The following is a 26240-nucleotide window of genomic DNA, read 5'->3' as shown; positions in this document are numbered from 1 at the left end:
CTCACGTGGTTCAGCCGGTGCCGTCCGGGGCCGGGCGGACGCAGCGGCACGCCCCGGCACCCGGAGAGATCGTCACGACCTTCTCCCGCTCCGGCACCTTCCTGTACGGAGGGTTGTGAACCGGTGGGCACGACCGGGTTCGAACCGGTGACATCCCGCTCACAAGGCACGCCGGGAAAGCGACACCCCGGACGAACCGGCATCTCGCCTCGGTGAACGTTCCGCCCGGATGCTCGGCCGTCCGCACGCGTCCGGGGCCTGTCACCCGGAGATCACTCGGCGAGGCGGTGGCGGCAGCCTGAAGGTGCGCCCGGGGCCGGAGCCCCGCGGGATCTCAGTCGTCTAGTTCTGCTTGGGGCGGGGTGCTTCCTTGCGGAGTTCGGCCTGGAGGGACCGCTCGCGCTCCAGCCACGCCGGGTTCTCCTCTTTCAGCGCGTCGATCTCAGCGGTGGTGAGCGGCTCGGTGATCCCGCCTCTGAGCAGGCCGGCGATGGAGATCTTGAGCTTCGCGGCGATGACCTGCTTGGTGTGCGGGCCGTTGCGGCGCAGGTCGGCGAGCCAGTCGGGTGGCGTCGACTGCAGCGCGTTCAGCTCGTCCCTGGAGATGACACTCGTCTGGAACTCGGCGGGAGTGGCAGAGAAGGGGACACCCAGCTTCTTGGCCGCGGTCGTGGCCTTCATCGTCTGGATGGTCTTCGGTTTGGACGAGGTCATGGCGTCAAGAATAGCCAGCCGGAACGGGTTCCCCTGACATCGGTACCCTGAGGAAGTGACTGATGGAGAGACCGGCAGGACCTTCCGGCTGGCTTACGTGCCCGGAGTGACACCCGCGAAATGGGTCAACGTCTGGACCGAGAGAATGCCCGGTGTGCCGGCCACCCTGGTCGCGGTTCCCGCCGCCGAGGCGGTGGGGCTCCTGCGCGACGGCGGCGCCGACGCCGGACTGGTCAGGCTGCCGGTCGATCGGGACGGGCTCAGCGTGATCCCTCTCTACGTGGAGAGCACGGTGGTCATGGTTCCCAAGGACCACGCGGTGACCGCCGCCGACGAGGTGTCGATCGCCGATCTTGCCGACGACGAGGTGTTCCATCCTCTGGACGACACCATCGAGTGGACGGTCCGGCCCGGGTTGTCCGCGTTCACCCGCCCGGCCACGACGGCGGACGCGGTCGAGCTGGTGGCGACCGGTACCGGGGTCCTCCTGGTTCCGCTGTCGCTGGCGCGTCTCCACCACCGCAGGGACCTCACCTACCGGCCGGTGACGGACGCGCCTCAGTCTCAGGTCGCGCTGACCTGGCCGACGGACGCGACCACCGACCTGGTGGAGGATTTCATCGGTATCGTCCGCGGCCGGACGGTGAACAGCTCGCGGGGCCGTACCCCCGACGCCCCTGCGAAGAAACCGGCGCGGCGGCAGGCACAGAAACCCGCGCAGAGCGACTCCGGCCGCCGGGCCGTACCGGCCGCCCCCAAGAGGAAGGGCAAACGGCCCCGGTGACCCGCGGGCAGGTGCGCCGACGGATGCCGCGCCGCGAGGAAAGCGGTGCACGCACGGGTCGTCACCGCGTCTGCCGCCGCGCTCGACCGCGCGGCCGCCACGGGGGGACCTCGGCAAGGCAGGGCCGCCCTCACCGCTAACGGCGATCACCGTCGAACGAGCGACTCGGCGTCCGGCGCGTCCCGAGGACGGTCATGCCGTCGCGTGACCGCGGGCCCTGACACGTCCGCCGAACCGGGACGACCGCATTCCGGATCGGCCCTTGCAGGTGATCCGGCCGTGGACCGCCGGGCTCGGCCCCTTCTCACGCGATCCGGGGAACATCACGTCGGCCCCGCAGGGGGAAGGCGCGGTCCGCGCTTCACGAAACCCCGGTCACCACGCGCGCCTTCGGCGGGCAGTGCTCCACACCCGGCTGGCTCCACGGCGGTGATGAAAGTTTCAGATGCTTTCATCGTGACCGTCCTGTACCGACACACCACAGGACGCGTATATGCCCAAGCGGGCCGCCGAAAGTTTTACAGGAATCTTGACAAGTTTCGGAGACGTTCTCACACTGAGTCCCCGGAGCGGTTCTCACCTCCGGACGGTGACGCGGGGGCCACCTGATCACGACGCCCTCGTGGCACGCGTTCCGGCGCCGGGACGAGGAGGCGACCGGTGCGGTGCGGAGCCGTCGCGCCGAAGACCACTCGGTGACGGCCGTCAGGTGCCGATCCCGACGAGGGGTTCACCCGAAGGGAAGGAACACCACAGTGCGACGACGTGTGAGTGAGACCCCGGCGCCTCGTGCCGCCCGGAGCGTCCGATCAGGGTCCGGGCCTCAGGACGGGTGGACGCGGCGCGCGATGGCCGCGGTGGTCGTCGTCCTCGGGCTGCTCGCGGTGACCGTCGCGACCCGGCCGGCGTCGGCCGCCGACAACCCTTACCAGCGAGGTCCCGATCCCACCCTGACCAGCGTGTCCGCCACCAGGGGGAGCTTCGCCACCGCGCAGGTCGGCGTGCCGTCCGGGAACGGGTTCGGCGGCGGGGTGATCTACTATCCGACGGACACCGCTCAGGGGACCTTCGGCGCGGTCGCGATCGTGCCCGGCTACTCCGCCCGGTTCGCCGACGAGGAGGCCTGGATGGGCCCCTGGCTCGCGTCCTTCGGCTTCGTCGTCATCGGGATCGAGACCAACAGCCGCACCGACGGCGCCGACCCCCGGGCGACCCAGCTGCTCGCAGCGCTGGACTATCTCACCCAGCGGAGTCCGGTACGCGACCGCGTCGACCCCGGCCGGCTGTCGGTGGTCGGCCACTCCGCGGGTGGCGCCGGTGCCCTCACCGCGGCACTCCGGCGGCCCTCGCTGAAGGCCGCCGTCGGGCTCGCACCGGGATCGCCCACGGGAAACCTGAGCCTGGCCGACAACCGGGTGCCCACGATGTTCATCTCCGGGCAGAGGGACACGGTGGTCACGCAGTCCTACCTCAACGGGTTGTACGGCACTCTCCCGGCCACGGCCCAGAACGCCTGGGTGGAGATAACCGGCGTGGACCACCTGTTCGCGACGAGGGCGAACACGACCGAGATGCGGACGCTGATCCCGTGGCTGAAGATCTTCGTCGACAATGACACCCGGTACACCCGGTTCCTGTGCCCGCTGATGGACTCCACCGGTATCTCGATGTACCGCAACAAGTGCCCGTACGTCCCGCCGGGCGACCCGTCACCCTCGCCTTCGATCACCCCCTCACCCTCGCCCTCGCCTTCGGTGACCCCGTCACCCTCGCCCTCGCCTTCGGTGACCCCGTCACCCTCCCCGTCCGCGGGCGGCTGCACCGCGAGCTACCGCACCACGAACTCGTGGCCGGGTGGCTATCAGGGCGAGGTCACGGTGACGGCGGGCGGCTCGGCGCTCAGAGGATGGACCGTCAGATGGACGCCGGGCAACGGCCAGACGGTCAGCCAGGTGTGGAACGGCACGCCGGCCGTCGACGGCTCCACGGTGACGGTGACGAACGCCGCCTACAACGGCTCGATCCCGGCGTCCGGCACGACCACCTTCGGCTTCCTGGCCGGCGGTACGCCGTCGTCTCCCGTCCTCATCTGCGCCGGCCGCCCGTGACACCCGTTCGGCACGCGGTGGCCGTCACCGGGTGACGCCACCGCCCCTCTCCTCCCGGCGTCGTCGAGCCGTCTCCCACGCCGGGAGGCCCGCCCGCGTCATGACGGGCCCCGCGTCATGACGGGCCCCGCGTCATGACGGTGCCGATCCGTCGGCACGGCGCGGCGCAGGCCGCGCCGTCGTCAGACGCGCCGATCATCCCGGCGGGGTGTCGTGAACGGCCTCGCCCGGGCCGAGCAGGGTGGCGAGCTGGTCCCGGCATAGTCGGCGATACTCCGCGGAGCCAGGGGCGACGCCCAGAATGCTCTGCACCATCTGCGGCATGGCGACCGGGGCGAAGGCGGCCATGTGCGCGAGCAGCACGATGAACTCGGCGCTGACCGAGTCGGTGAGCTCGCCCGCGCGCTGACGATCACGGATGCGGCGCACACCGTCCTCGATTCGCCGCCCCCGTGTGTGATCGGACTCCTCGGCACCTTGGCCGGGGTCGTCGCCGAGGGCCTGCCATACGACCAGGCGTGCCCAGTCCAGGTGATCGAGGGTCACGTCGAGATATGCCTGTAGCGACTCGGCGAAGGTGGCCCCCGGAGGCACCAGTGTCTCCTGGCGGGCGGACCAGCGCCGTCTGAGTTCGTCGAGCAGGCCCTGCTTCCCGCCGAAGTAGTAGGCGATCAACTGCTGGTTGACACCGGCCCGGGCCGCGATGCCTGCGGTTCGGGCACCGGAGTAGCCCTTGGCCCCGAACTCGACCATGGCCGCGTCGAGGATCTTCTGCCGTGTTCGCTCGGCCATCCGGTCACGCTCTCCTGGAGTGCGGTGCCGGCGGGACGCGCGTGGCTGTTCGTCGGATCCTTCGTGCGCGGTCACCGTCACAGTACAGCAGTTAATCGTTTGATTGACAAACATCAATCAAACGATTGATACTTCTTCGACCACCTGGATCACATGGAGAGGCAGGACATGGCGAGGATCGTGGTGTTCGCCGAGTACGGCGAACCGGAGGTACTGCGGGTGATCGAAACGGACGACCCGCACCCCGGGGAAGGAGAGATCCGGGTCCGGGTGAAGGCGGCCGGTGTACAGCCGTTCGACGCCGGCTACCGGCGTGGCGCTTTCGCCCGGTACAACCCCGCCGTGTTCCCGGCGCGCCTCGGCAACGAGGTGGCGGGTGTCGTCGACATGGTCGGGGCCGGTGTCACCGGGTTCACGGCGGGCGAGCCGATCATCGCCTTCGTCGACTCCGTCGGCTACGCCGACACCGCCGTGGCACCGGCGGCCAACGCCGTACGCAAGCCGTCCGCGATGCCGTGGCCGGAGGCCGGAGTGCTGTCGGCCAGCGGGCAGACGGCCGACACCGCGCTCGACGCGCTGAACGTCACCGCCGGCGACCGCCTGCTGATACACGCGGCGGCCGGTGGCGTCGGCTCGTTCGCGACACAGCTCGCGGTCGCACGTGGGGCTACGGTGATCGGCACCGCGAGCCGGCACAATCACGCCTACCTGGAGGACCTCGGCGCCACACCGGTGACATACGGACCGGGACTCGCCGATCGGGTCCGGCGGCTGGCGCCGGAGGGCATCACCGCGGCGCTGGACTGCGTCGGCGGCGAGGCCAACGACATCTCCGTGCAACTGCTCGGCACGGCCGAGCGTGCCGTCACCCTGGTCGACTGGCAGGCCGAGCAACGCTGTGGGGTACGCAGGGTCGGGACCGACCGCTCAGCCGCCCGGCTCGCCGATCTCGTCGCTCGTTACGAGAAAGGCGACCTGACGGTGCCGATATGGAAGCGGTTCGGCCTGGAGGAAGCGTCCCTTGCGCATCGCGAGATCGAGACCGGTCATGCCCGCGGGAAAATCGTGCTGGTGACGACGTGAGCGGAATCGACACCGGCGTCTTCACCGAGGGTGAGATCGCCTACCTCTCCTCCCAGCGACTCGGCCGCCTGGCCACGATCGCACCGGACGACGGCCCGCAGGTCAATCCGGTCTCCTGTTACTACAATCCGCTGACCGACACGATCGACATCGGCGGTCACAACATGGCCGCCAGCCGTAAGTACCGTAACGTGCGGGCGAGACCACAGGCCGCCGTCGTCGTCGACGACATGCCGGGCGGCATGGACAGCATTCGATGCCTGGAGATCCGCGGTACCGCGGAAGCCATCGACACCCCTTCCGACAGTGCCGCCCGTACGTTCGGCGCGATCATCCGTATCCATCCGCGACGCGTCATCAGCTGGGGCATCGACCCGCCTCATCGAGCCCGCGGCTCCCGATCCATCCCGCGGGGGTGAGGTCGGGCGCATCGACGGGGCGGCCCGCGAACCCCACGTCGGACAGGTGGCGGCATCCCGTCGCCAGGGGGTCACCGTTCGCGCGTCGTCGACACTTTGGCAACTCAGCGTATTGTCGGCGTCACAAAACCTCCCCTCGCCTCTTGATACGGAGATCTTGAGGCAGGAATCACGGGTGGCCCAGGGAAGGAATCTTGCCGAAGTCGCCCGAGCGGCCGATTGCCCCCAGGCGGGGATGGGATCGGAGGACCCCTCCATACCGACCGACCAGGATCCTCACGACTGCGCCTTCGCCGTGTTCTACAGGCACAGAGGTGTTAGGCGAGGCCTTCAAGGGTCAGTCACCCAGTGGTCACTCTTACTCTGCGTCCAAGGCGAGAGGAGGGACGTTTTGCCTGGTGGGCACTGCTTACTGGTGGGCACTACTGGGTTCGAACCAGTGACATCTCGCTTGTAAGGCGAGCGCTCTACCGCTGAGCTAAGCGCCCCGGGGATCCCACCGGACAGGTGGGACAACACCTTACGCCACCGGAGGGGACTTCAGCACATCGACGGACCATGTATCGCCCGCGTCGGTGACGCCGGCCGCGCGCCAGCCCAGGAGGGCGGCGCCGAGCATTCCGGCGGACATCCCGAGGGCGGCCCGGCGCAGGGGCGGGGCGTCCCTGAAGGCCAGGCGGGCGCCGAGCCGTTCGGCCAGCGGGACGGACAGGAGCGGGCCCGCCTCGGCGAGGCCACCGCCCAGGACGATGGCCGAAGGGTCCAGCAGGAGCGTGTAGGTGGCCAGGGCCAGCGAGAGGGCCTCGACCGCGTCGCCCCAGATCTCGGTGGCGAGCGGATCCCCGGCGGCGGTCAGGGCCGCGACCTGCTCGGCGGTGACGGGGGCCGGACCGGTGGCCGCGACCTGCTCGGCGGCGGCGCGGGCGGGACCGGTGGCCGCGACCGCCTCCGGAACGGTTGAGGGGGCGGCGGGCGTGACGCCCTCCGGGCGGGGTGGTGCCCCGGCCAGGCGGGCGGAGTAGCGGCGGGCCACGGCCGAGGCGGAGGCGTAGGTCTCCAAACAGCCGATCTGGCCGCACGCGCACCGCTCCCCCTCCGGCAGGACCGGGATGTGACCGATCTCGCCGGCCCAGCCCGCGGTCCCGCCGTACGGCTCGCCGCGCAGGATCGTGGCTCCCGCGATGCCGGTGCCGATGGGCAGGAACAGGAAGTCCGTGAGCTCACGGCCGGCGCCCAGGACGCTCTCGGCGAGGCCGCCGGTACGTACGTCGTGGCCGAGCAGGACGGGGACGTCCAGCGGTACGAGGTCGGTGGCGGGTACGTCGTGCCAGCCGATGTTGGCGGAGTAGAGGGCCGTGCCGGCGTTCACCAGGCCGGGAACGGCGAGGCCCACCCCGGCGGGGGTGCCGCCACCGGAGGCGGCGAGGTCGGAGACGAAGGAGCGGATCTCCGCGATGACGGCGGCCGGACCCCGGTCGCGTGGGGTGGCGCGGCGGCCGGTACGGAGGATCTCGCCGGAGCGGGTGACGATGCCGCCCTTCATCGACGTCCCACCGACGTCCAGGGCAACGACGAAGGAGCTCATGCACCCATCCAGCGGGTCGAAGGGGCGGGATCGAGCCCCGACCCTAGCGCACCGCCGGCGGGCCACCGGGGGCCGGATGTCCTTTTCCCGGACCTGCCGGGCTCGTCGGCCTCACGAAGGTGCGATCCCGGCGGATCGAGAAGGAAGGAAGATCCTCGGGGAACGCGGAAGAGGGCGCGACCTCGGCAGATCGAAGAAGAACAGCGACGTCTCGGAGAACGCGGACAAGAGCGCGACCCCGGCGGATCGAGGAGCGGCCAAGGTCCTCGGGAAACGCGGAAGAGGGCGACCCCGGCGGATCGAACAGAACAGCACCCCCTCAGGAGGCGCGGACGAGGGCACGACCCCGGCGGACCGGAGAAAACAGCGCCCTCTCAGGGGACCCGGCGCAGGACCCGGGCCAGGGCGGCCTCGACCTCGTCGGCCAGGCCGGGTGAGCAGGAGGCGACCGGCCGGCCGGCGCCGGTGCCGCCGCGGGCGAGCCGTACGGCCCCGCAGGAGCGGCACTCGACCTCGCCGAGCCGGCAGATCAGCGCGGCCGAGCCGCACGAGGAGCACGTGTCGAGGTCGACGTCGTGGGTGCGCCTGCAGTCCGGGCAGACGAGCACCTGCGTCTCGTCGCGTACCCCGCGCGTCCATGGGCTGGCGCCGCGTACGGGGTCGGTCTGCCTGGCCCCGCAGGAGAAGCAGGGCATGATCGCCTCCGAGAGGTCGGACCGGCGGGCGCCTCGTGGACGGCCGGATCACCGCTTAGGGAAGTCCGGCGAGCGCCTTGAGGTACTCGGCGACGTCGCGGGCCTTCGGGACCGGGTTCACGACACGCCAGCGGACCACGCCCTCGCCGTCGATGACGAAGGTCCCGCGCCCCGCGAAGCCGTTCTCCTCGTCGAAGACACCGTATGCCCGAGCGGCATGTCCATGTGGCCAGAAATCGGAGAGAAGCGGGAAGACGTAACCCTGCCGGTCGGCCCAGGCGCGCTGGGCGAAGATCGAGTCGACCGAGACGGTGGCCACCGTGACGTCATCGGGCAGGGCGGGGAGGAACTCGTCCCTGACGGCGTCGAGCTCGTTGCCGCAGACCCCGCTGAACGCGAGGGGATAGAAGATCAGCACAACCCTGCGGCCCCGCTGGGCGGAGAGCCTGAACGGGGTGCCGTGCTGGTCGCGCAGCTCGAAGTCCGGAGCCCGGGCCCCCACCTCGACGGCCATGGCGGGGTCCTTTCGTCCGATGGCGGTGTGAGACGCGCGTCATCATCCTGCCGTACGGCTCCGTGCGAGCCGTACGGCAGGGCGGAACCCTAGCGACGCGCCTTGGGCGTCGCCAGACGCGTCCCCGACCAATCGGGGGCGGCACTGATGCTGCTGGTCTGCGAGAGACCCGCAGTGGTGGCGTCTTCCCCGATGTCGCTCGGCTCCACGTGCCCGTCCCGGCCGGCCTTGGGAGTGAGCAGCCAGATCTGGCCTCCGTCGGTGAGGTTGGTCACCACGCCGCTCAGGGAGTCGAAAAGATCGCCGTCACCGTCACGCCACCAGAGCAGCACGATGTCGACGACGTCCTCGAAGTCTTCGTCGACCAGCTCGTTGCCGGTCAGTTCCTCGATGGAGTTGCGCAGATCGTCGTCGGCGTCCTCATCCCATCCGACCTCCTGCACCACCTGACCCGGCTTGAGGCCGAGCCGTTCGGCCAGGCCGCGTTCGCCTTGCGCCTGACCCGCGGTCGCGCTCACGTTTGTCCCTCCTGCTTGGATGGCCCCGCATTCACACGGTGCTCAGAGTGCTTCGGCACAGTCCACACGCTGTGACCCTCAGTCGTCAACGGTCGCCACGGCAACGACTGGGCTACGTATGAATCAGTCCGACAAAAATGACAAACGGACCTGGCGTTCCGGGTTGTCGACGTTGAGGTCCACCACCGCGATGGACTGCCAGGTTCCCAGCGCGAGCCGTCCCGACAGCACAGGGACGGTGGCGTACGGCGGAATGAGGGCCGGCATGACATGCGACCGTCCATGCCCCCTGGATCCGTGCGCATGCCTGTACCTGTCGTCGGCCGGGAGCAGGACCCCCAGGGCCGCGAGCAGGTCGTCGTCGCTGCCGGAGCCCAGCTCCAGCAGGGCGACGCCGGCGGTCGCGTGGGGCACGAAGACGTTCAGCAGCCCGTCGCCCCCGCATGACCGGACGAAGCTCTCGCACTCGGAGGTGATGTCGTGCACCCGTTCCCGGGAACCCGTTACCACCTCGATCGTCTGAGATCTCACATACCGATCCTACGATCCATCCTGAGCTGCGATGACGGTCGCGCCCCGGCACGGGCGCGCCGGAGGCCTCTCCACCCCCGCGTCCGGCCGGCCATATCTCCTCGTACGGTGACGTACTGCCCGCTCCCGGCCCCGCCCTCGGCCGGGAACCCGGTCAGGGCGGGCACCACGGACGAGAGTCGTTCGTTACATATATAAGGAAAGAACGAGGCGAGGACTTGGCGCCCGGCCGGTCGATCGGCCGGTCCCCCGGGACTCGTCCCGCCGTCCAGGAGGCCGCCGTGAGGAGGTCCGCCGTGAGGAGGCCGCCGTGAGGAGGTCCGCCCCACCGTCCGGAGGGCCGTCGTGAGAGGGCCCGGGCCGTCGTCCGGGAGACCGCCACGCGAGGGCCCGGCCGGACAGGACAGATTCCCTGGGAGGGGACCTGTGAAAAAGGAGGAACCTCCATGTACCCTTTGGTGGCAATTCGTCCTACCATCGGTGGTCTAGGCCACTTTCCTTCCCCTGCCAGCAGGGATCTCCTGGTTACCGGCAAGTAGAGATGCACTTTCCGGGGTAAGCGACCAGGATGGAAGACGACCCACACCAGACAAAAGTCCATCCTCGGAAGGCGAGACCCAGTGGCTTCCGGACGCCAGCGTTTCTCGATCATCAGTGACGGCCTACCCAGCCAGCTCCCTGATGTCGATCCCAGTGAGACCCAGGAGTGGCTCGAGTCGCTCGACAACGTCATCAAGGCGGAAGGTCGGACCCGAGCCCGTTATCTGATGCTCCGGCTGCTGGAACGGGCCCGTGAGCACCAGGTCGGCGTGCCCGGCCTGCGCAGCACCGACTACATCAACACCATCCCGCCGGAGCGCGAGCCCTGGTTCCCCGGCGACGAGTACGTCGAGCGCCGGATCCGCGCCTACACGCGCTGGAACGCGGCCGTCATGGTGACCCGGGCCAACGCCCGCACCAACGTGGGCGGGCACATCGCCACCTACGCCTCGGCGGCCTCGCTCTACGAGGTGGGCTTCAACCACTTCTTCCGGGGCAAGGACCACGGCGAGTCCGGGGACCAGGTCTTCTTCCAGGGGCACGCGGCGCCGGGCATCTACGCCCGCGCCTTCCTGGAGGGCCGCCTCAACGAGGGCCAGCTCGACGCCTTCCGCCAGGAGCTCTCCCACGGGTTCAAGGGCCTGCCCTCCTACCCGCACCCGCGCCTGATGCCCGACTTCTGGGAGTTCCCCACGGTCTCCATGGGTCTCGGCCCGATCGGGGCGATCTACCAGGCCCGGTTCAACCGGTACCTGCTGAACCGGAAGATCAAGGACACCAGCCGCAGCCACGTCTGGTGCTACCTCGGCGACGGCGAGATGGACGAGCCCGAGTCGCTCGGCGCGATCGGCGTGGCCGCCCGCGAGGAGCTCGACAACCTCACCTTCGTGATCAACTGCAACCTGCAGCGCCTGGACGGGCCGGTGCGGGGCAACGGAAAGATCATCCAGGAGCTGGAGTCGTACTTCCGGGGCGCCGGATGGAACGTCATCAAGGTCGTGTGGGGTCGCGACTGGGACACGCTGCTGGCGGCCGACGTCGACGGCGTGCTCGTCAACAAGATGAACACGGTCCCGGACGGGCAGTTCCAGACCTACTCGGTCGAGGACGGCTCCTACATCCGGGAGAACTTCTTCGGCGACGACCCGCGCCTGCGCAAGATGGTCGAGCACCTGTCCGACGAGGAGATCCGCAAGCTCTCGCGCGGCGGCCACGACTACCGCAAGGTGTACGCGGCCTACAAGGCGGCCCGCGAGCACGTCGGCCAGCCGACGGTCATCCTCGCCCAGACCATCAAGGGCTGGACGCTGGGCAAGGACTTCGAGGCGCGCAACGCGACGCACCAGATGAAGAAGATGTCCAAGGCCGACCTGAAGGAGTTCCGCGACCGGCTCTACCTGCCGATCCCCGACTCCGCGCTCGAGGCCGACCTCCCGCCCTACTTCCACCCGGGCGAGAACGACCCCGAGATCCAGTACATGAAGGAGCGCCGCGCCGCGCTGGGCGGCTTCCTGCCCAAGCGGGTGGTGCGCGCCAAGCCGGTCACGCTGCCCGGCGACGCCGCGTACGCGCAGCTGAAGAAGGGGTCGGGCAAGCAGAACGTCGCCACCACGATGGCGTTCGTCCGCCTGCTCAAGGACCTCATGCGCGACAAGGAGCTCGGCCACCGGTTCGTGCCGATCATCCCGGACGAGGCGCGCACCTTCGGCCTCGACGCGATCTTCCCGACGGCGAAGATCTACTCGCCGCACGGGCAGACCTACGACGCGGTCGACCGCGAGCTGCTGCTGTCGTACAAGGAGTCGACCGAGGGTCAGATCCTGCACGAGGGCATCAGCGAGGCCGGGTCGATGGCCTCGGCGATCGCGGTGGGCTCGTCGTACGCCACGCACGGCGAGCAGATGATTCCGATCTACATCTTCTACTCGATGTTCGGCTGGCAGCGCACCGGCGACCAGATGTGGCAGATGGCCGACCAGATGGGCCGGGGCTTCCTGCTCGGCGCGACGGCCGGGCGCACCACGCTGAACGGCGAGGGCCTGCAGCACGAGGACGGTCACACCCCGCTGATCGCCTCGACGAACCCGGCCGCGGTCTCCTACGACCCCTCCTGGGGGTTCGAGGTGGCCCACATCGTCAAGGACGGCCTGCGGAGGATGTACGGCGAGGAGCCGGAGAACATCTTCTACTACATGACCGTCTACAACGAGCCCTACCCCCAGCCCGCCGAGCCCGAGGGCCTGGACGTGCAGGGGCTGCTCAAGGGTCTGTACCGGTTCGCCCCGGCTCCGGCCGTCTCTGGCTCGGCGCCGAAGGCCAACATCCTGTCCTCGGGCGTGGCCGGTCCGTGGGCCATGGAGGCCCAGCGGATGCTGGCCGAGGACTGGGGCGTGGCGGCCGAGGTGTGGTCGGCGACCTCCTGGGCGGAGCTGCGCCGCGACGCGCTCGCCGCCGAGGAGCACAACCTGCTCAACCCCGACGCCGAGAAGCGGGTGCCGTACGTCACCCAGGCGCTCTCGGCGGCCCAGGGGCCGTTCGTGGGCGTCAGCGACTACATGCGCGCGGTCCAGGACCAGATCGCCCAGTGGGTGCCCGGCGACTGGACCTCGCTCGGCACCGACGGCTTCGGCCTGTCGGACACCCGCTCGGCGCTGCGCCGCCACTTCCACGTGGACGCCGCGTCGATCACGCTGGCCGTGCTCACCCAGCTCGTCGGGCGGGGCGAGCTCGACCCGGAGGTGCTGGGCGACGCCATCGCCATGTACCACCTGAAGAACGGCGTCACCGAGGCCGGAGGCGCGGAGAGCAACGACACCCAGTCCATGGGTGTGTGATCCTGTCCGGGCGGGTTCTCCTTTTCCTGGGGAGCCCGCCCGGTTAGGGTGGAATCGCTTCCCCCGGCAGACGACTCCAGGGGAGCTCTTCCATGGCAAGAATCCTCAGGACGGCCGTGACGATCGCCGTCCTGTCCACCGCGCTCGCCGCCTGCAGCGGTGAGGGGGGCGGGGACGGCGCGGCACCGGCGGGCTCGGGACCGGCCGTCGGCCCGGCCTCGTCCAGCCCCTCCTCCCCCTCAGCGCCCTCGCCGGCGTCCACGCCCGTGCCCGCCGGGGCGATCACCTGGGGCCCGTGCACCGACATCAAGCGGCCCGGCGAGCAGACCCCCGCCAGGCCCGACCCCGCCCAGCAGTGCGGCGCTCTCCGGGTCCCGCTCGACTACGCGGCCCCGGCCGGTGAGGCCCTCGACATCGCGGTCATCCGCATCAAGGCCCGGGGGCCGGGGGCGCGGATCGGCTCGCTGGTGTTCAACTTCGGCGGTCCCGGCGCCTCGGGCGTCGACACCCTGGCCCAGGCCGCCAAGGCCTTCGCCGACCTGAACAAGCGCTACGACCTGGTCAGCTTCGACCCGCGCGGGGTCGACCGCAGTTCCGGCGTCCGGTGCGGCGACAGGGCGGTGATGGACGCCTACACCTCGATGGACACGCTGCCCGCGAACGCCGCCGAGCGCGCCGAGATGCAGCGGATCACCGGGATGTTCACCGCGGCCTGCGGGCGGACCTCGGGCAAGGTCCTGCCCCACGTCGGCACCGTGAACGCCGCCGCCGACATGGACCGCCTGCGCGTGGCCCTGGGCGAGCGGAAGCTGCACTACTTCGGCATCTCCTACGGGACGCAGCTCGGCGCGGTGTACGCGACCCGCTTCCCCGGCAACGTGGGCCGGTTCGTGCTGGACGCCCCGCTGGACCCGAAGGTGTCGATGGCCGAGCGCTCCCGGGTCCAGACGAAGGGCTTCCAGCACGCCTACGAGTCCTTCCTGCGGGACTGCGTGAAGCGGGTCGGCGAGTGCGAGATCGGCGCCGACGCGACCATCGCCGGCAAGAACGTCACCGCGCTGATGGACGAGCTGAACGACAGGCCGCTCAAGGTCGGCGACCGGCGGCTCACGCAGGGGCTGGCGGGTGTCGGCGTCGCCGCGGCGCTGTACTCGGAACTGACCTGGCCGCTGCTGGACCAGGCGCTGAGCGAGGCGACCAAGGGGGACGGGCGGATCCTGCTGGCGATGGCCGACAGCTACAACGGCCGCCTGCCGGACGGGAACTACACCACCCTGATGAGCAGCTTCCCGGCGATCAGCTGCGTCGACACCGCCGAGCGGCCCACCGCGGGCCAGATCGCCGCGATCGAGACCGAGACGCTGAGGATCTCGCCGCTGTTCGGCGGTTCCGGCATGGGGCTGATCTGCTCGATGTGGCCGGTCCCCGGGAGCGACGCGGCCCGGCGGGTCGACGCCTCGGGCTCCGCGCCGATCCTGGTGATCGGCGGCACCGGCGACCCGGCCACCCCCTACGAGTGGGCGCCGAAGCTCACGGACCAGCTGCGCACCGGCGTGCTGGTCACCTACAGGGGCGAGGGGCACGGCGCCTACCTGTCCGGCGACGCGTGCGTCAAGAAGGTGACCGAGGACTACCTGATCGGCGGGAAGGTCCCGGTGAAGGGCGTCACCTGCGTCGGTTCCTGAGCCCTCGCCCACCCCCCGTGGCCGGTACGGGCTCTCGCGCCCGTCCCGGCCGCGGGTCCGCGGGGGCCTTCGAAGGCCGTGGGCGTCTAGCAGGTCTCCAGGCGGGGCCGCGCGGTCTCGAAGCGGAAGCCGACCCTGCCCAGGTGTCTTCTCAGCAGGCCTTCCATGCTCCCGTCCTGGTACATGGAGGCGATCACCTCGTTGATCCTCCGGCAGGCCACCGGGTCGCCGCGCCGCATCGCCACGCCGTAGCGCTCGGTGGTGAGCCTGAGCCCGGCGATCTCCAGCTCGGTGCCCTGGAGGCGGGCCCCGAAGCCGGCGATCAGCAGGTCCTCCCCGGGCATGGCGTCGGCGCTGCCGTCGGCCACCTGGGAGGCGCACCGTGAGGAGTCGTCCGCATCGACGCGGACGAACCCGATGCCCCGGTCACGGATCAGCTGGCCGGTGGTCTGGCCCTGCGGCAGGCAGAGCCTCTTGCCCCGCAGGTCCCCCAGCCGGTCGATCCTCGAACTGGCCCGGACCAGCACGTCGCGGTGGGCGACGTAGTACGGCCCGGCGAAGGCGATCCGTTCGCGGTCGGCGCTCCCGATCGAGAAGCCGGAGATCACGAGGTCGACCTTCCCCCTCTCGATCGCCTCCTGCCTGCCCAGGCCCACGTCCACGAACCTCAGGCCGCCGGACGGCACCCCCAGGCCCTCGGCCACGCGTCCGGCCACGTCGATCTCGAAACCCCGGGGCGGGTCGCCCAGCGAGATCCCCGGCAGTCCCGCGCGGTAGCCCACCCGGAGCGTGCCGGTGGCCTCGATCCGGTCGAGCAGGCGCGAGGGGGCCGAGACCCCCGGGGTCCCGGGGGTCCGTGCCGGCGTCCGCGCCGCAGGCGTCCGCGCCGCGGCCGGCGGGGGCGTGGCCCCCGCCGTGAGGGCGCCGGACCTGGCGGCCAGCAGGGCGCCCGTCACCGCGAGGACCGCGAGCCCCCCGGCGACGCCGGCGATCACGGTACGGCGCCGTCGCGTGCCCGCCGGCCCGGCCCTCCCCGCAGTCCCCGCGCCCGCCCGGCCTCCCTGCCCCGTCAGGTCGGCCGTGGCGGTCTGCGCCCCCTCGGCCGGTTCCTCCTCCGAGGCCTCCCCCTCACCGGGCGGGTGGCCGAGCAGGCGCCTCAGCAGGGCGTCGGAGGTGGGCCGCAGACGCTGTTCCTTGTTCAGGCAGGCGGCGACGATCTCGCGCAGCCCGCCGGGCAGGCCGCTCAGGTCGGCCTCGTGGTTGATGACCCGGTTGAGGGTCGCCACGATCGTCTCGCTCCCGAAGGGGGCCCTGCCGGTGGCGGTGAAGGCGATGGTCGAGCCCCAGGCGAACACGTCGGCGGGGAAGCCCACCCGCTCCCCGGCGATCTGCTCGGGCGCCATGTAGGCGGGGGTGCCGACCGCGCGGGTGGTGATCGTCCCGCTCTCGTCGATGATCTTCGCGATGCCGAAGTCGACGACCCTGGGGCCGTCGGCGGCGAGCAGGACGTTGTCGGGCTTGAGGTCGCGGTGCGCGATGCCGGCGTGGTGGATCGCGGCCAGCGCGGTGGCGGTGCCGACGGCGAGCCGGTCGAGCGCCTCCCCCGACAGCGGCCCGTCGCGCTCGACGACCTCGCGCAGCGAGGGGCCCTCGATCAGCTCGCTCGCGATGTAGGGGGTCTCGCCGTCGAGGTCGGCGTCGAGCACCCTGGCGGTGCAGAAGGCGTCCACCCTGCGGGCCGCCGCCAGCTCCCGGGCGAACCGTGACCGCGCCTGCGCCTCACCGGTGAAGCGCACGTGCAGCAGCTTGACGGCGGCGCGCTCGCCGCCGTCGGACTCCCCCAGGTAGACGACCCCCTGCCCGCCCTCCCCCAGCCTGCCCTTGAGCGAGTACTCCCCCAGTCGCGGCGGATCCCCCGGCCGCAACGGTCTGATCTCCGGCACCGCGGACCCCTCGTTCAGCGCGCTTTGCCAGATCATTACACACGCGGACGACCGAGGCGGATCCCCACCGGTGCACGGCGGCCGCCCGGCACGGCGGCGGGTCCGGGCTCCGGCACCCCCGGGGCCCGCCGGGAAGCGGCCGGTCAGCCGGCCGCCGCCGTCGTGAGCCCGGCGGTGCGGGCGAGGCGGGCGGCCGAGCGGGAGACCAGGTCGAGGGCCCGCGACAGGCCGGGGTGCAGCAGGCGGCCGCCGCCCTTGACGACGCGGCCCCCGACGATCACGGTGTCCACGTCGCCGGGGCCGGCAGAGGTCACCACCGCGCCGATCGGGTCGTGGACCGGCGCCATGGCCGGGGAGCCCGTTCGCAGGATCACCAGGTCGGCCTGCCGGCCCGGCCGCAGCGATCCGATCCGGTCCGCCATGCCGAGGGCCTCGGCTCCCCCGAGCGTGGCCATCCTCAGCATGTCGGCGGTGGACGACGCCCCGCCGCGCAGGCGCTCGGCGGCGAACGCGGCCCGCATCACGGCGAACATGTCTCCCGGCGCGTCGGTCACGGTGTCCACGCCCAGCCCGACCCGGACCCCGGCGTCGCGGAACCTGCCGGACTCGGGGTACCCGTGCCCCATCTGCGCCTCCACGACCGGCGCGACCGAGGCGGCGCAGCCGCTCGCGGCCAGGAGCCTCACCGCCTCGTCGGAGAAGCCGTTGCCGTGCACGAACATGACGTCGGGCCCGAGCAGGCCGTTGGCGTGCAGCCACTCGACCGCGCCGGAGCCGGTCGCGTGCAGGCTGATCGGCAGGCCCAGCTCACGGGCCAGCCGCCAGTCGGCCTCCGCGGCGGCGGCGGAACCGTAGACGGGTCCCCACGCGGCCAGGGCGGGGGTGACCGGGCCGGAACCACCGGCGAGGGAGGCGATCCGGCGCACCTCGTCCTCACGGCGCGCGCCGTCCGCGGGCGAGGGGGGCGCGTAGCCGAACACGGCGCGGATCCCGGCCTCGCGCAGGGCGTCGAGGGCGGCGTCGGTGTGGGCCGGGGTGAGCTGGATGTGCGACCAGTCGTACAGCGTGGTGACGCCCGCGTCGAGCGCCTCCAGCGCGCCCCACAGGTTCGCCGCGTACACGTCCTCGGCACGGAACGCGGGGCCGAGCCTGCCCAGCACGAGGTCGAGGTAGCCGCCGAGCGTGGCGTCGGCCGCGACCGAGCGCAGCACGCTCTGCCACACGTGCCGGTGGGTGTCGACGAAGCCGGGCAGCAGGATCCCGCCGGCCGCGTCGAGGACCTCGGCGCCCTCCGCGCGCAGGCCCCGCCCGACCGCGGTGATCACCCCCTCCTCCACCAGCACGCCGGCGCCCTCCAGGACGCGCGGCCGCGGCTCGGTGTCGATCACGGTCGCACCGGTGATGAGCATGCGCACGGGAATCTCTCCGTTCGTAAAGCAATCAAAAAAGCTTTTTGGAAAGCTATCAGCGTGAGGAGGTACCCTCAACCCCATGTGCGCACGGCAGGCGGCGCGACGCGACCGCGTCGACGAGGTGATGGACGGCTGGCGGGCGGAGCTGCCCGAGGCCGCCACCGTGCAACTGGAGATCGTCAAGCGCACCGCCCGGCTGAAGTCCCTGGTCGAGGAGGTCACCCAGGCCGTGCTCGGCGAGTACGGCCTGACCTACGCGGAGTTCGACGTGCTGGCCACGCTGCGCCGGGCCGGGGCCCCCTACCGGCTGAAGCCCAGCAGGCTCGCCTCGCGCTCCTCCCTCACCACCGGGGGCACGAGCAACATCCTGCAGAGGCTCACCGCGGCCGGGCTGGTCGAGCGCGAGCCCGACCCCGACGACGGCCGGAGCTCGTGGGTACGGCTGACCGGTCAGGGCGTGCGGCGGGCCGAGGAGCTGGCCCTGGCCACCGGCGAGGCGCACGCCGAGTTGCTCGCGGGGGTTCCGGACGAGACCGCGCGGGCCCTGGCCGACCTGCTGCGCGAGGTTCTCCTCACGCTCGGGGACCGCTCCGGTCCCGCCCGCGGGCCCGCCTGAGGCCCGCTCGCGAGACCGCCCGGGGCCCGGTTCACCCGGCCGCTCCGGGACGCGCCCGCCGAAGCGCTCACGCGCTCGCCCGAAGATCGGCGATCATCGCGGCGCACGCCGTCACGACGGTGCATACCATCAAAGATGGATAGTGCTGTTGAACAGACAAAACCCCATCGATAGCCTATGGCGACACATCTCATTGGAGCTCGATGTCCGGACCACCGAAACACCCTTTGGCCGCCGGGGGCAATCCTCCGCCCAGACCACCCGCCAAGTCCTCCAAGGGCATGGCGTCCAAGGTGGTGACCCTCACCGGCATCGGTGTCGTCTCGTTGCTGCTGATCGGCTACTGCTCGGCGCAGAACGACTACGAGGAGGTCGGCGCCGAGTGCGTCGACATGAACAGCCGCCTGCCCGACGGCACGTACGCGGTCGTCGACGAGGACTACTGCGACGACGGCAACCGCGCCTACTACGGCTCCCGGGGCGCCTACGGCTGGTACTACGGCGGCGTCAGGAGCGGCGTGCGCATCCGGCAGGGCACCACGGTCCGTCCCGCGGACGTCAGGATCAGCACGCCCAAGGGATCAGTGATCCAGCGGGGCGGTTTCGGCGGCCGCGGCTCAAGCGGGAGCTGAACCCGCGCAGATGAGCAGCAGATGAGACGCGAGACCTCGCTCCCCCGTGACGGCTGGGAGAGCATCATCGAGAGTCACGGCCTGGCCTACCACCGCTCGGCCCATCCCGAGGGCCTGGACCGCCCGTACTGGGACGAGGCCGTCCAGTACGTCTTCACCATGGACGAGGTCCTCGACCTGGAGAACCAGGTCGAGGAACTGCACCGCATGTGCCTGCACGCCGTGGAGCACGTCGTCGCCAAGGGCCGCTACGCCGAGTTCGCCATCCCCGAATGGGTGGCGCCGGAGATCGCGGCCTCCTGGGAGCGCAACGACCCGCACCTGTTCGGCCGGTTCGACCTGCGCTACGACGGCACCGGCCCGGCCAAGCTGCTGGAGTACAACGCCGACACCCCCACCAGCCTGCTGGAGAGCTCGGTGGTGCAGTGGTTCTGGCTGCGCGACCGCTACCCCGACGACGACCAGTGGAACTCCATCCACGAGCGTCTCATCGCCCGGTGGCAGCAGATCGCGACCGGCATGCCCACCGGGCCCGCGCACTTCGCCTGGACCAGCATGGACACCTCCGGCGAGGAGGCGATGACCCTGGCCTACCTGCAGGAGACCGCCGACCAGGCCGGGCTGGCCACCGTCGCGGTGGCCATGGAGGACATCGGCTGGGACGGCCTCAACCTGCGCTTCGTCGACATGGAACGCAGGGTGATCCGCACCCTGTGCAAGCTGTACCCGTGGGAGTGGGCGGTCGCCGACCCGTTCGGCATGCAGGCGGTGCGCCAGCAGGTCTCGATGACCTGGATCGAGCCGCTGTGGAAGATGCTGCTGTCGAACAAGGCGCTGCTCGCGGTGCTCTGGGAGCTGTACCCGGGGCACCCGAACCTGCTGCCCGCCTACCTCGGCGACCCGCACGGCATGTCCTCGTACATCTCCAAGCCGTTGCTGGGCCGGGAGGGCGCGAACATGCGGATCGTCACCCCGGCCGAGCACCTGGAGACCGGGGGCGGCTACGGCGCCGAGGGTCACGTCCACCAGGAGTTCCAGGCCCTGCCCGTCTTCGACGGCTGGCGCCCGGTCCTGGGAGCCTGGGTCGTCCACGACGAGGCCGCGGGTCTCGGCATCCGCGAGACCTCGGGGTTCATCACCGACGACACGTCGTCATTCGTCCCGCACCGCATCGAGCTCTGAGTCCCGAAAAGAGAAACGGCATAATGAGTCCCACCATCGCGTCGGCCCTGATGTCCCCATCCCCCGCCGGCGCCGAGACGCTCTCGCTCGCCGAGAACCTCGGGCGCGGCGCGCTCGCGATCGCCGCCTACGCCGTCCTGGGAGTGATCCTGCTGGTCATCGGCTTCTACGTGATCGACCTGGCCATCCCGGGCAAGCTCAGTCACCTGATCAAGGACGCCCGCAACCCCAACGCCACCCTGCTCACCAGCTCGGGGCTGGCCGCGGTCGGGCTGATCGTCGCGGCCTCCATCTGGTCCTCCGGCGGCGCCCTGCACGAGGGCCTGCTCGCCACCGCGGTCTTCGGCCTGCTCGGCATCGCCATGCAGACGGTGGGGATGATCGTCTTCGACAAGGTGGCGGGGATCTCCGTACGGCAGCTGGTCTCCGAGCCGGAGCTGCAGCCCGGCGCCCGGCTGCTGGCGGTCACCCACCTGGCCATCGGCCTGATCACCGCCGTCGCGGTCGTCTGAGCACGGTCCCCGCCGCTCCCGCCGCGCGGGAGCGGCGGCCGGTGCCGCGGGCGGTGCCACAGCGGATGCCACAGTGGATGCCACAGTGGATGCCACGGCCGGTGCCATGGTCGGCGCCGCGGCCGGAGGGACGCGCCGTCCCACGTGACGGGGACGCCGGTGCGGTCCCACAAGATCGGGGGCCGCGCGTTGTACGGATCCGTGGCCGACGCATCCCGCGCGACCTGGCACCCTTGGTGACGTGAGGGAGCGGAGCGGACAGGCGGCAGGACAGGGCGGCGTCACGGCGGGGCCGGGGAGGGATCCCGAATCCGACCGGGTCCGGCAGGACACCACGCGGCGGCTGGAGCGGGCCATGGGCACGCTGGGCACGGCCGCCATGTCCCGGATGGACGACCGGCTGATGTGGTTCCGCGCGCTGTCGGCCGAGGACCGGTCCTGGGTCGGGCTGGTCGCCCAGGCCGGCATCGCCGCGTTCGTGGAGTGGTTCCAGCACGCCGGTGAGGGCCGCCCCACCCCCAGCATCGAGTTCTTCGGCACCGCGCCCCGGGAGCTGAAGCGGTCCATCTCGCTGCAGCAGACCGTCGACATCGTGCGGGTCGTGGTCGAGGTGGTCGAGGCGCGGTCCGGTGAGCTGGCCGCGCCCGGCGGGGAGGACCAGCTCCAGCAGGCGATGCTGCGCTACACCCGCGACGTGGCGTTCGCCGCCGCACAGGTCTACGCCCGGGAGGCCGAGGCCCGCGGCGCCTGGGACGCCCGGCTGGAGGCGCTGATCGTGGACGCCCTGGTCAGGGGGGAGGTCGACGACGGCCTGCACTCCTGGGCCGCGGCGCTCGGCTGGACCTCCGCGCCCGTCGTGGTGCTGGCGGGCCAGACGCCCGGCGACGACCCGCAGGCGGTGATCGACGCGCTGCGCGAGCGGGGCCGCAGGTCGGGGCTGGACATGCTGGCCGGCGTGCAGGGCGACCGGCTGATCGTGATCGTCGGCGGGGCGGACAGCGTCGCCGCGGCGGCCAGGCACGTGGTGCCGCGCTTCGGCCCCGGCCCGGTCGTGATCGGGCCCGAGGTGGCCGACCTGCACTCGGCCGCCAGGTCGGCGCGGGCCGCGATGGCCGGGCTCCGGGCGGCGGCGGGGTGGCCGGACGCCCCCCGTCCCGTGCACGCCGAGGACCTGCTGGCCGAGCGGGCCATCGACGGCGACGGCGACGCCAGGGCACAGCTCGTCGAGAACGTCTACCTGCCGCTGATCGGCACGCCGCTGCTGGACACCCTGGCCACCTACCTGGAACAGGGCACCTCGCTGGAGGCGACGGCCCGGCTGCTGTTCGTCCATCCGAACACGGTGCGCTACCGTCTGCGTAAGATCACCGAAATGACCGGGTATCAGCCGACCGAGGGCAGGTCCGCGTTCACCCTTCAAGTCGGGCTGATCCTGGGTCGACTGTCCGAAACAACTGTTATCTAATGTCCTTTACTTAATCTCCATGAAACTCCCGTTGTAGTTAACCTACAAAAAACTGGGGACGAACTTCGTCTGGATCCCCATCCGGGTAGTGAACTCCTACAGGGCAGGCTGGATTTCGTGCTCGTCATCGTCGCTCCGGGCCAAGGCGCCCAGACCCCAGGATTCCTCGGTCCATGGCTCGACCTGCCCGGCGTGGCCGATCGGCTGACCGCCTGGTCGGATCTGATCGGCCTTGACCTGATCGCCTGCGGGACCATCGCGGACGCGGACGAGATCCGTGACACCGCCGTCGCCCAGCCACTGCTCGTGGCCGCCGGCCTGGCCGTCGCCGAGGTCCTCGGGGCCTCGCCCCACATCGTCGCCGGGCACAGCGTGGGCGAGTTCACCGCCGCCGCGCTGGCCGGGGTGCTCACCCCCGAGCAGGCGCTGCTCCTGGTCCGCGAACGCGGCCTGGCCATGGCCAAGGCCGCCTCCGTCACCGAGACCGGCATGTCGGCCGTCCTGGGCGGGGTCGAGGAGGAGGTCCTCGCGGCCGTCGCCGAGAAGGGCCTCACCGCCGCCAACGTCAACGGCGCCGGGCAGATCGTGATCGGCGGCACGCTGGAGCAGCTGGCCGCGTTCAAGGCCGAGCCGCCCGCCCGGGTCCGGGTGATCCCGCTCGCGGTCGCCGGCGCCTTCCACACCGAGCACATGGCCTCCGCGGTCGACCGGCTGCGCGAGGCCGCCGCCGAGATCGGCCCCACCGGCCCCGCCGACCCCACCGTGACGCTGCTGTCCAACCGCGACGGCGAGGCGGTCGCGAGCGGCACCGAGTTCCTGGAGCGCCTGGTCGCCCAGGTCGCCAGCCCGGTGCGCTGGGACGCCTGCATGGCCACCATGGCCGGTCTGGGCGCCACCACCATGATCGAGCTTGTTCCCGGCGGCACGTTGACCGGCCTGGCCAAGCGTGCTCTGCGCGGGGTGACGGCCGTCGCCCTGAAGACCCCCGACGACCTGGAGGCCGCGCGAGCCGCCCTCGGGTCGAATGAGGAGCGGTGATCGACGCATGAAGGTCTCTCAGGGCTCACCGGGTGCGAGAATCCTGGCGTTCGGCCACTACCAGCCCTCCCAGGTGGTCACCAACGACGACCTGTCGGCGACCATGGAGACCGACGACGCCTGGATCCAGAGCCGCGTCGGCATCAAGGAGCGCCGGATCGCCCCGGACAGCGAGTCCGAGATCGACCTGGCCGTGCAGGCGGGGGGCAAGGCCCTGGCCGCCAGCGGCCTGTCGGCCGCCGACATCGACCTGGTGATCGTCGCCACCTGCACGCTAGAGACGCAGATCCCCAACGCGGCCGGCCGGGTCGCCACCCGGCTGGGCATCCAGGCCCCGGGCGCGTTCGACGTCAACACCGCCTGCTCGGGCTTCTGCTACGCCCTCGCGGTCGCCGACGACGCGATCCGCGCGGGCTCGGCCACCCACGTGCTCGTGGTCGGCACCGAGAAGCTCTCGCAGTGGATCGACTGGACCGACCGGGCCACCGCGGTGATCTTCGCCGACGGCGCCGGCGCCGCGGTCGTCGGCCCCTCCGAGACGCCCGGGATCAGCCCCGTGGTCTGGGGCAGCGCGGGCGACAAGTTCGACGCGATCATCGTCAAGGACCGGGACTCCTTCCTGCACCAGGAGGGACAGACCGTGTTCCGCTGGGCGACCACCGCGCTGCACCCGGTGGCCAGGGAGATCTGCGACCGCGCCGGGGTGGACCCGGCCGACCTGGCCGCGTTCGTGCCCCACCAGGCCAACCTGCGCATCATCGAGGCCATCGCCCGCAAGCTCGGCGCCGACAACGCCGTCATCGCCAAGGACATCGTGCTGGCCGGCAACACCTCGGCCGCCTCGATCCCGCTCGCCCTGTCCCGGATGATCGAACAGGGCGAGGTCCCCTCGGGCGGGCTCGCCCTGCTGCTGGGCTTCGGCGCGGGCCTGACCTACGCGGGCCAGATCATCGAGATCCCCTAGAGCTTCCGCGCGGCTCCGCCGTACGGGAAACCAGAGAAAACGAATCCAAGGAGAACACCCGACATGGCTCTGACCGAGCAGGAGATCCTCGCCGGCATCGGCAAGATCGTCAACGAGATCACCGGAATCCCGGCCGCCGAGGTCACCCCGGAGAAGAGCTTCGTCGACGACCTCGACATCGACTCGCTCTCCATGGTGGAGATCGCCGTCGCCGCCCAGGACGAGTTCGGCGTCGAGATCCCCGACGACCAGCTCAAGCACCTGAAGACCGTCAAGGACGTCATCAACTTCATCCAGAACTGAGACGTCCGGGCCTTTCCTCAGACCAGCGACACACAAGGAGCGCAGCAGTGAGTACAGACCAGGCACGTGTCGTCGTCACCGGGCTCGGCGCGACGACGCCCCTCGGTGGAGACGTCGCCTCGACCTGGTCGGCGCTCCTCGCCGGTCGGTCCGGGGTCCGCACCATCACCGAGGAGTGGGTCGACTCCGTCCCGGTGAAGTTCGCCGCCTTCGCGGCCGTCGACCCGACCGAGGTGCTGCCCCGGCCCGAGTCGCGACGGCTGGACCGGGCCGAGCAGTTCGCGCTGGTCGCGGCCCGCGAGGCGTGGGCGCACGCCGCGATCGAGAAGGTCGACCCCGAGCGCCTCGGCGTCGTCGTGGGCAGCGGCATCGGGGGCATCACCACGATCCTCGCCGCCTACGACACCTTCAAGGAGAAGGGCTGGACGCGGCTCTCACCGTTCACCGTGCCCATGCTGATGCCGAACGGCGCGGCGGGCTGGATCGGCATCGAGGTCGGCGCCCGCGCCGGCGTCCACGCCACCGTGAGCGCCTGCGCCACCGGCGCCGAGTCCATCGGGTACGCCATCGAGATGATCCGCTCCGGCCGGGCCGACGTGGTCGTGGCCGGTGGCACCGAGGCGGCCATCCACCCGCTGAACATCGGCTCCTTCGCCGCCATGCGCGCCATGTCCACCCGCAACGACGAGCCCGAGCGCGCCTCGCGGCCGTGGGACAAGGGCCGTGACGGCTTCGTCCTGGGCGAGGGCGCCGGCATCGTCGTGCTGGAGTCCGAGGAGCACGCCCGCGCCCGCGGCGCCACGATCTACGCGGTCGCCGCCGGAGTGGGGTACTCCGCCGACGCCCACCACATCGCCCAGCCCGAGCCGAGCGGAGCCGGGGTCATGCTGGCCATGCGCCGCGTCCTGGAGAACTCCGGTCTCACCGGCGCCGACATCAAGCACGTGAACGCGCACGCCACCTCCACGCCCGCCGGCGACGTGGTGGAGACGATCGCGATCAAGGAGGTCATCGGCGACCACCCGCTGGTCAGCGGCACCAAGTCGATGACCGGGCACCTGTTGGGCGGCGCCGGCGGCATCGAGTCCGTCTTCACCGTCCTGGCGCTGCACGAGCGGCGCGCGCCCGGGACGATCAACCTGGACGACCTGGACGACGGCGTCGAGGTCGACATCGTGCGCGGCGAGCCCCGCGACCTGCCCGGCGGCCAGATCGCCGCGATCAACAACTCCTTCGGCTTCGGCGGCCACGACGTCGCCGTGGCCTTCACCACCGTCTGACCTCACCACCGTCCGGCGCGTGCTCGTGCCCCCCGCCCCAGCCCGCCGCCCTGGGCCCCCCCCCCCCGGGGGCCGGGCCCCCGGGTTTTGA

At 71.2% G+C, this 26240-nt stretch carries 24 protein-coding genes and 1 tRNA gene; 15 read left to right on the top strand and 10 right to left on the bottom strand.

Features of this window, described 5'->3' with window-relative positions; all coding sequences use genetic code 11:
• Positions 1 to 342: 342 nt before the first annotated feature.
• Positions 343 to 714, bottom strand: a complete 372-nt coding sequence (locus ACLQ2R_RS13685) for a DUF5997 family protein (RefSeq protein WP_425959845.1) — start codon at positions 712 to 714, stop codon at positions 343 to 345.
• Positions 715 to 769: 55 nt separating this feature from the next.
• Here ACLQ2R_RS13685 and ACLQ2R_RS13680 point away from each other — a divergent pair, with 55 nt between their 5' ends.
• Together ACLQ2R_RS13680 and ACLQ2R_RS13675 are read left to right on the top strand one after the other, a co-directional pair.
• Positions 770 to 1498, top strand: coding sequence for a LysR family substrate-binding domain-containing protein (locus tag ACLQ2R_RS13680; protein WP_425959844.1), 729 nt, complete (start codon positions 770 to 772; stop codon positions 1496 to 1498).
• An 848-nt stretch (positions 1499 to 2346) separates the two neighbouring features.
• Positions 2347 to 3606 (top strand): cellulose binding domain-containing protein, encoded by a 1260-nt coding sequence (locus ACLQ2R_RS13675; protein WP_425959843.1) that lies wholly within the window; start codon positions 2347 to 2349, stop codon positions 3604 to 3606.
• A gap of 195 nt (positions 3607 to 3801) precedes the next feature.
• Here the strand turns inward: ACLQ2R_RS13675 and ACLQ2R_RS13670 are convergent, their stop codons facing one another.
• The gene (locus ACLQ2R_RS13670; RefSeq protein WP_425959842.1) at positions 3802 to 4398 is read right to left on the bottom strand and encodes a TetR/AcrR family transcriptional regulator; all 597 of its coding nucleotides are present in this window, start codon (positions 4396 to 4398) and stop codon (positions 3802 to 3804) included.
• Between the two features lie 168 nt (positions 4399 to 4566).
• Between ACLQ2R_RS13670 and ACLQ2R_RS13665 the strand changes: the two genes are divergently transcribed.
• Together ACLQ2R_RS13665 and ACLQ2R_RS13660 are read left to right on the top strand one after the other, a co-directional pair.
• The gene (locus tag ACLQ2R_RS13665) at positions 4567 to 5481 is read left to right on the top strand and encodes an NADP-dependent oxidoreductase (RefSeq protein WP_425959841.1); all 915 of its coding nucleotides are present in this window, start codon (positions 4567 to 4569) and stop codon (positions 5479 to 5481) included.
• Positions 5478 to 5900, top strand: coding sequence for a PPOX class F420-dependent oxidoreductase (locus ACLQ2R_RS13660; protein ID WP_425959840.1), 423 nt, complete (start codon positions 5478 to 5480; stop codon positions 5898 to 5900). The genes ACLQ2R_RS13665 and ACLQ2R_RS13660 overlap by 4 nt, the downstream gene beginning before the upstream one ends.
• Before the next feature lie 413 nt (positions 5901 to 6313).
• On the opposite strand, the gene ACLQ2R_RS13655 is transcribed toward ACLQ2R_RS13660, so the two are convergent.
• From ACLQ2R_RS13655 to ACLQ2R_RS13630, 6 genes are all read right to left on the bottom strand, one after another.
• A tRNA-Val gene (locus ACLQ2R_RS13655) sits at positions 6314 to 6388 on the bottom strand.
• Positions 6389 to 6420: 32 nt separating this feature from the next.
• Positions 6421 to 7485 carry an ROK family protein gene (locus ACLQ2R_RS13650; RefSeq protein ID WP_425959839.1) on the bottom strand — a complete coding sequence of 355 codons (1065 nt, stop codon included), beginning with the start codon at positions 7483 to 7485 and terminating at the stop codon, positions 6421 to 6423.
• Positions 7486 to 7859: 374 nt separating this feature from the next.
• The gene (locus ACLQ2R_RS13645) at positions 7860 to 8180 is read right to left on the bottom strand and encodes a hypothetical protein (RefSeq protein ID WP_425959838.1); all 321 of its coding nucleotides are present in this window, start codon (positions 8178 to 8180) and stop codon (positions 7860 to 7862) included.
• A 55-nt stretch (positions 8181 to 8235) separates the two neighbouring features.
• Positions 8236 to 8694 (bottom strand): peroxiredoxin, encoded by a 459-nt coding sequence (locus tag ACLQ2R_RS13640; RefSeq protein ID WP_425959837.1) that lies wholly within the window; start codon positions 8692 to 8694, stop codon positions 8236 to 8238.
• A gap of 89 nt (positions 8695 to 8783) precedes the next feature.
• Complete coding sequence (locus tag ACLQ2R_RS13635) at positions 8784 to 9212, bottom strand: DUF3052 domain-containing protein (RefSeq protein WP_425959836.1); 429 nt, start codon at positions 9210 to 9212, stop codon at positions 8784 to 8786.
• Positions 9213 to 9335: 123 nt separating this feature from the next.
• Entirely contained in the window at positions 9336 to 9743 is a 408-nt protein-coding gene (locus ACLQ2R_RS13630; RefSeq protein ID WP_425959835.1) for a secondary thiamine-phosphate synthase enzyme YjbQ, read from the bottom strand.
• 620 nt (positions 9744 to 10363) lie between these two features.
• Here ACLQ2R_RS13630 and aceE point away from each other — a divergent pair.
• Both aceE and ACLQ2R_RS13620 read left to right on the top strand, forming a co-directional pair.
• Positions 10364 to 13117: a pyruvate dehydrogenase (acetyl-transferring), homodimeric type gene (aceE, locus tag ACLQ2R_RS13625; protein WP_425959834.1), complete on the top strand. Its 2754-nt coding sequence runs from the start codon at positions 10364 to 10366 to the stop codon at positions 13115 to 13117.
• Between the two features lie 92 nt (positions 13118 to 13209).
• Positions 13210 to 14802 carry an alpha/beta hydrolase gene (locus tag ACLQ2R_RS13620; protein WP_425959833.1) on the top strand — a complete coding sequence of 531 codons (1593 nt, stop codon included), beginning with the start codon at positions 13210 to 13212 and terminating at the stop codon, positions 14800 to 14802.
• A gap of 86 nt (positions 14803 to 14888) precedes the next feature.
• Here the strand turns inward: ACLQ2R_RS13620 and ACLQ2R_RS13615 are convergent, their stop codons facing one another.
• Together ACLQ2R_RS13615 and ACLQ2R_RS13610 are read right to left on the bottom strand one after the other, a co-directional pair.
• Positions 14889 to 16745: a serine/threonine-protein kinase gene (locus ACLQ2R_RS13615; RefSeq protein WP_425959832.1), complete on the bottom strand. Its 1857-nt coding sequence runs from the start codon at positions 16743 to 16745 to the stop codon at positions 14889 to 14891.
• A gap of 143 nt (positions 16746 to 16888) precedes the next feature.
• Positions 16889 to 18154, bottom strand: a complete 1266-nt coding sequence (locus ACLQ2R_RS13610) for an amidohydrolase family protein (protein WP_425960045.1) — start codon at positions 18152 to 18154, stop codon at positions 16889 to 16891.
• An 82-nt stretch (positions 18155 to 18236) separates the two neighbouring features.
• Here ACLQ2R_RS13610 and ACLQ2R_RS13605 point away from each other — a divergent pair, with 82 nt between their 5' ends.
• The 9 genes from ACLQ2R_RS13605 to fabF all read left to right on the top strand — a co-directional run bounded on the left by ACLQ2R_RS13605 (position 18237) and on the right by fabF (position 26149).
• Positions 18237 to 18773, top strand: a complete 537-nt coding sequence (locus tag ACLQ2R_RS13605) for a MarR family winged helix-turn-helix transcriptional regulator (RefSeq protein ID WP_425959831.1) — start codon at positions 18237 to 18239, stop codon at positions 18771 to 18773.
• Between the two features lie 203 nt (positions 18774 to 18976).
• A complete protein-coding gene (locus ACLQ2R_RS13600; RefSeq protein WP_425959830.1) occupies positions 18977 to 19405 on the top strand; it encodes a hypothetical protein in 429 nt (142 codons plus the stop codon).
• A gap of 21 nt (positions 19406 to 19426) precedes the next feature.
• Positions 19427 to 20587, top strand: coding sequence for a glutathionylspermidine synthase family protein (locus ACLQ2R_RS13595; RefSeq protein ID WP_425959829.1), 1161 nt, complete (start codon positions 19427 to 19429; stop codon positions 20585 to 20587).
• 50 nt (positions 20588 to 20637) lie between these two features.
• Entirely contained in the window at positions 20638 to 21099 is a 462-nt protein-coding gene (locus ACLQ2R_RS13590) for a DUF350 domain-containing protein (RefSeq protein WP_425959828.1), read from the top strand.
• A 241-nt stretch (positions 21100 to 21340) separates the two neighbouring features.
• Complete coding sequence (locus ACLQ2R_RS13585; RefSeq protein ID WP_425959827.1) at positions 21341 to 22564, top strand: PucR family transcriptional regulator; 1224 nt, start codon at positions 21341 to 21343, stop codon at positions 22562 to 22564.
• 117 nt (positions 22565 to 22681) lie between these two features.
• A complete protein-coding gene (locus ACLQ2R_RS13580; RefSeq protein WP_425959826.1) occupies positions 22682 to 23602 on the top strand; it encodes an ACP S-malonyltransferase in 921 nt (306 codons plus the stop codon).
• A 7-nt stretch (positions 23603 to 23609) separates the two neighbouring features.
• A complete protein-coding gene (locus tag ACLQ2R_RS13575) occupies positions 23610 to 24566 on the top strand; it encodes a beta-ketoacyl-ACP synthase III (protein WP_425959825.1) in 957 nt (318 codons plus the stop codon).
• A 63-nt stretch (positions 24567 to 24629) separates the two neighbouring features.
• A complete protein-coding gene (locus ACLQ2R_RS13570; RefSeq protein ID WP_362806380.1) occupies positions 24630 to 24869 on the top strand; it encodes an acyl carrier protein in 240 nt (79 codons plus the stop codon).
• A gap of 47 nt (positions 24870 to 24916) precedes the next feature.
• Positions 24917 to 26149 (top strand): beta-ketoacyl-ACP synthase II, encoded by a 1233-nt coding sequence (gene fabF, locus ACLQ2R_RS13565; RefSeq protein ID WP_386245861.1) that lies wholly within the window; start codon positions 24917 to 24919, stop codon positions 26147 to 26149.
• The last annotated feature ends 91 nt before the right edge of the window (positions 26150 to 26240 follow it).

The organism is Streptosporangium sp. DT93 (genome assembly GCF_049844535.1).
Taxonomy (GTDB): Bacteria; Actinomycetota; Actinomycetes; order Streptosporangiales; family Streptosporangiaceae; genus Streptosporangium.
This window is presented reverse-complemented; position numbering and strand designations above follow the sequence as displayed.